Source organism: Solemya elarraichensis gill symbiont (genome assembly GCF_002021095.1).
Classification (GTDB): domain Bacteria; phylum Pseudomonadota; class Gammaproteobacteria; order Chromatiales; family Chromatiaceae.
The window spans coordinates 1-3,608 of sequence record NZ_MPRK01000180.1; the positions used below are offsets into that span (position 1 = coordinate 1).

Below are 3,608 nucleotides of genomic sequence, written 5' to 3' on the forward strand. Positions count from 1 at the left end.
TTTTGACTTCAATGCTAAGCGTGAGTCACTCAACAAGTTATGGGCAACCAGGTATGATCCATATAAATCATTACAGGTGATGAAATATCTGCGAGACAGGGGTATTGCCAATCCTAATGGCGTCTATGCATCTGACCACATTCACGGTGTCAATGATAATCATATACACAAGCTATATCAAGGAATGATAGCCATGGTCACGTCAAGTGATGGAGTCCCATTGACAATACATAGAACGTATCTTGAATACGGTGGCAAGGCCAATATGGAGGCACCCAGGAAGCTCATGCCTTCAGTGCACAAGCTTTCAGAGACAGGAGCGGCTATTCGACTAAGCGATGTAAAAGAGAATATTGGAATAGCAGAAGGGATTGAGACTGCACTTATATGCAAGCAGGTTTTCGGGATCGATACCTGGTCATCGATCAATGCCTCACTCATGGAGTCATTTGTACCGCCCGATGGCGTCACGAATGTGACTATATTCGGCGACAACGATAGTAATTTCAGAGGCCAAAAATCTGCGTATATTCTTGCAGGCAAACTTTACAGTAGTGGCATACAGGTTGATGTTCGGATACCTGATGAGATAGGGGATTTTAATGACTTATACTTGACAGAAAACAATTAGAGAATTTAATCAAATGAAATTTCATAGTTCATGCCGTAGCTATGTCTACGATGTACGTTCACAGATACGCTATACGTTGAGGACATCAAAATCTAAATACGTGAGTGTGTTCTGGATTCCAGAGACGTTTACGATGGTCAATGAACTGGATCAGCAGTTCTGTTCTGATGTTCTCGTTGTAGACGATGACTCATTGCTGAGAATAGCATTGATGAAATACGCTGATGACTGGTTTGTCTCTAAGTACAAGACAACACCATCGCTGCAGAGGCTTCAGGCGGCTTTTGACAAAGTGTGTGACTATCATGTACAATTATTAAACCTTAATAAGTGAGAAAGAAAATGAGAGAGGAAGATGTGATTAAGATGAGTTGTTTTGAAACTTTGAATGAAGTTGACGTCAGCAAGTACCTGGAGAGGAAGGGGGAGTTCGATTATCTGCCATGGTCCAAGGCTGTTGAGTTGTTGCTGTCTGTTGTTCCTGATGCTACGTGGAGAGTTGTAAGGTTTCCATATAATGATAGCAGTGTTGTTCACGTTCCATATCTTCAAACAGACACAGGATACTACTGTGAAGTGCACGTGACAGTTGGTGATGTTACAAGGTGTTCAATATTGCCAGTTCTTGACTTCAGGAACAATACGATCTACGAGCCAAATTCAAATGACATAAACACAACCATACAACGGTGCCTTGTGAAGGCTATAGCACTGCATGGTTTGGGGCTGCATGTTTATATGGGGGAGTCTCACCCAAGCAATCAACTGGAGAAGATGGATGAAGAAAGATGTAATCTCATCATTTCAATTCGCCAGGCGATATTAAACGATGATGTGAGTGCGGCAGTTGCTGCCTGGAAGGGAATCAGCAATCGTGATATGAAGATTTCAATCTGGAACCTTTCCGAAATGGATGGGGGCTTTTCTCCGACAGAAAAGGTTTTCATGACAAGCAAAGAGTTCAAGGCTAGTAATGAGCGTAAAGCTCAGAAGGAAGCCGAGAGCAAAGACAGTATCCCAGTTGCATTATGGAGTGTTGAGTGACATGGAAATTCAATTCATTGATTGCATTGTAAGTTCTAATGAGCAGGGCTCACACGAATGGCATATGGATCGGCTTGGAGCTATATCCGCATCCCAGGTGAGTCAGATATTGACGCCAACAGGAAAAGTATCCTCGAGCATAGAAAAGCTTGTATTCAAGCTGTCTGCAGAGAAAGCCATTGGTATCAGGGCCGAGACGTTTACTTCAAAAGCAATGCTCGTAGGGACCAATACTGAGCCAGAGGCAAGGGATAGGTTCGAAGTCGAGACTGGAGAAACTGTAGTTGAGACTGGATTTATATTCAACACGAAGACAAGCCTGGGATGCTCACCTGATGGCATCATCATTCGAGGTGGAGTACCTGCTTCAGGGCTTGAAATAAAGTGCCCTATGCCAAAGACGCACATGGAATATCTGTCCAAAGGCATGCCGGCCATTTACATGCCACAGGTGCAAGCCTGCATGGCAGTCACAGGCATGCAAGAGTGGGTGTTTATGAGCTACTGCATTGGTCTTAAGCCACTTGTCTTTACGTGCAGCAGGGACGATGATTGGATCGACAAGCTGTTAAATGAATGTACTGACATTACCATCATGATAAATGAAGCAGCGGATTCATTCTCTGACCGGCCATGTTAAGCCAAAGGTTATTTATTGAAGATAAAGACTTACCAGGCAGATATTTATTTTAGTAAATGTGTCAGGGAACGATCTCAGTATCGATGTGAGCGCTGCGGAATAGATCTATCAGCAGATGGCAATAGAAGGAAGCTGCAGTGCTCTCATGTCTACAGTAGAAAGCATACATCAATACGATGGCACCCTGACAACGCAACGGCCAGCTGCTTCACATGCCACATGTCATATGCAGCAGATCCTGTAATAGGGGGCAGGTGGATAACGCAGTATCTTGGTGATGACGTCATAGCCAGGCTAGAAGGCCTCATCACACCAATGAAGACCAGCATCAAGTCAAGAGCCATCATAGCCTCGCATTACAAGGCTCAGCTCGAAAGCATGGAGTCCCTGCGTCAGGAAGGAAAGGCAGGTAGACTTGAATTCTACAACTTAAATAAATAAAGTGTTGACAAGGGGAGTAAGCGATGTAATAATGCAGTCCTACTAAGTTGTTGCCCCGGTAGCTCAGCTGGATAGAGCAGCCGCCTCCTAAGCGGCAGGTCGGACGTTCGAATCGTCCCCGGGGCGCCATCGATCAACGAAGGCAAACAAAGGAGGTGGGATGTGGAGGGCAGTAGATTTGGACGTGAGTATGTCAAGGCTCGTGAGAAGGACAGGCGAGTATCAGAAAAGTACTCACATGCATACGACGCAAAGATAAAGGCAGACGAGGCCTATACAGCTGCATATGAGGAATTGCTTCAAGCTCGTAAAGAGTTCATCGATTCAGCCAGGGCTCAGATTGATGAATCACATAATCATAGTGCCGAGAAGAGCAGGCACGATATAAAAGTAACCAAGCCCATATCTTAAACAAAGGAAAAATAATGAGCGACAAAGAAAAAATGGTCCCGCAGGAAATTCTGCAGACAGTGCACCAGGTGGCATATGAATGTGCATACAAGGCAGCATTCAAGGCAGCAAATGACGTGTCATACCACATTGCATTTGATGCGGCTAAAGCTGCAGCAGAGAGGGCTGCAGAGAAGGTATCTGAGAAGATTGCCTATAAGGCTGCAAGTAAAGCTGCACATGATGCAGCAAGTGATGCAGCTCGAGATGTCGTGCGACGGCATGAAGCAGGTGAAGATATTTCACCTAAGCAAGATGAAAGTAAATAGTGATTTAACTAGAAGTTTAAACGTAGAGAGAGGAAGTGAAAATGAAAGCTAACAATATAGAAAAAACACAAGAGTACAAAGCTGAGTTGCAGGATGCTTTGGATGACATTGAAAATTCGATTGGATATCTTGC

General features: G+C 44.3%; 6 protein-coding genes and 1 tRNA gene. All 7 read left to right on the top strand.

Translation table 11 applies throughout. The features are described 5' to 3' along the window. The coding region (locus BOW51_RS08505) for a toprim domain-containing protein (RefSeq protein WP_174564741.1) at positions 1-631 on the top strand (631 nt) is incomplete at its 5' end. A 13-nt stretch (positions 632-644) separates the two neighbouring features. After that, the gene (locus tag BOW51_RS11200; protein ID WP_135568172.1) at positions 645-965 is read left to right on the top strand and encodes a hypothetical protein; all 321 of its coding nucleotides are present in this window, start codon (positions 645-647) and stop codon (positions 963-965) included. An 8-nt stretch (positions 966-973) separates the two neighbouring features. After that, positions 974-1,675 carry a Sak single strand annealing protein gene (locus BOW51_RS08515; RefSeq protein ID WP_078477347.1) on the top strand — a complete coding sequence of 234 codons (702 nt, stop codon included), beginning with the start codon at positions 974-976 and terminating at the stop codon, positions 1,673-1,675. A gap of 1 nt (position 1,676) precedes the next feature. Further along, entirely contained in the window at positions 1,677-2,315 is a 639-nt protein-coding gene (locus BOW51_RS08520) for a lambda exonuclease family protein (protein WP_167367290.1), read from the top strand. Positions 2,316-2,808: 493 nt separating this feature from the next. Continuing rightward, a tRNA-Arg gene (locus BOW51_RS08525) sits at positions 2,809-2,885 on the top strand. 33 nt (positions 2,886-2,918) lie between these two features. Beyond that, a complete protein-coding gene (locus tag BOW51_RS08530; protein WP_078477352.1) occupies positions 2,919-3,167 on the top strand; it encodes a hypothetical protein in 249 nt (82 codons plus the stop codon). A gap of 14 nt (positions 3,168-3,181) precedes the next feature. Further along, positions 3,182-3,475: a hypothetical protein gene (locus BOW51_RS08535; RefSeq protein ID WP_078477354.1), complete on the top strand. Its 294-nt coding sequence runs from the start codon at positions 3,182-3,184 to the stop codon at positions 3,473-3,475. Positions 3,476-3,608 lie beyond the last annotated feature (133 nt).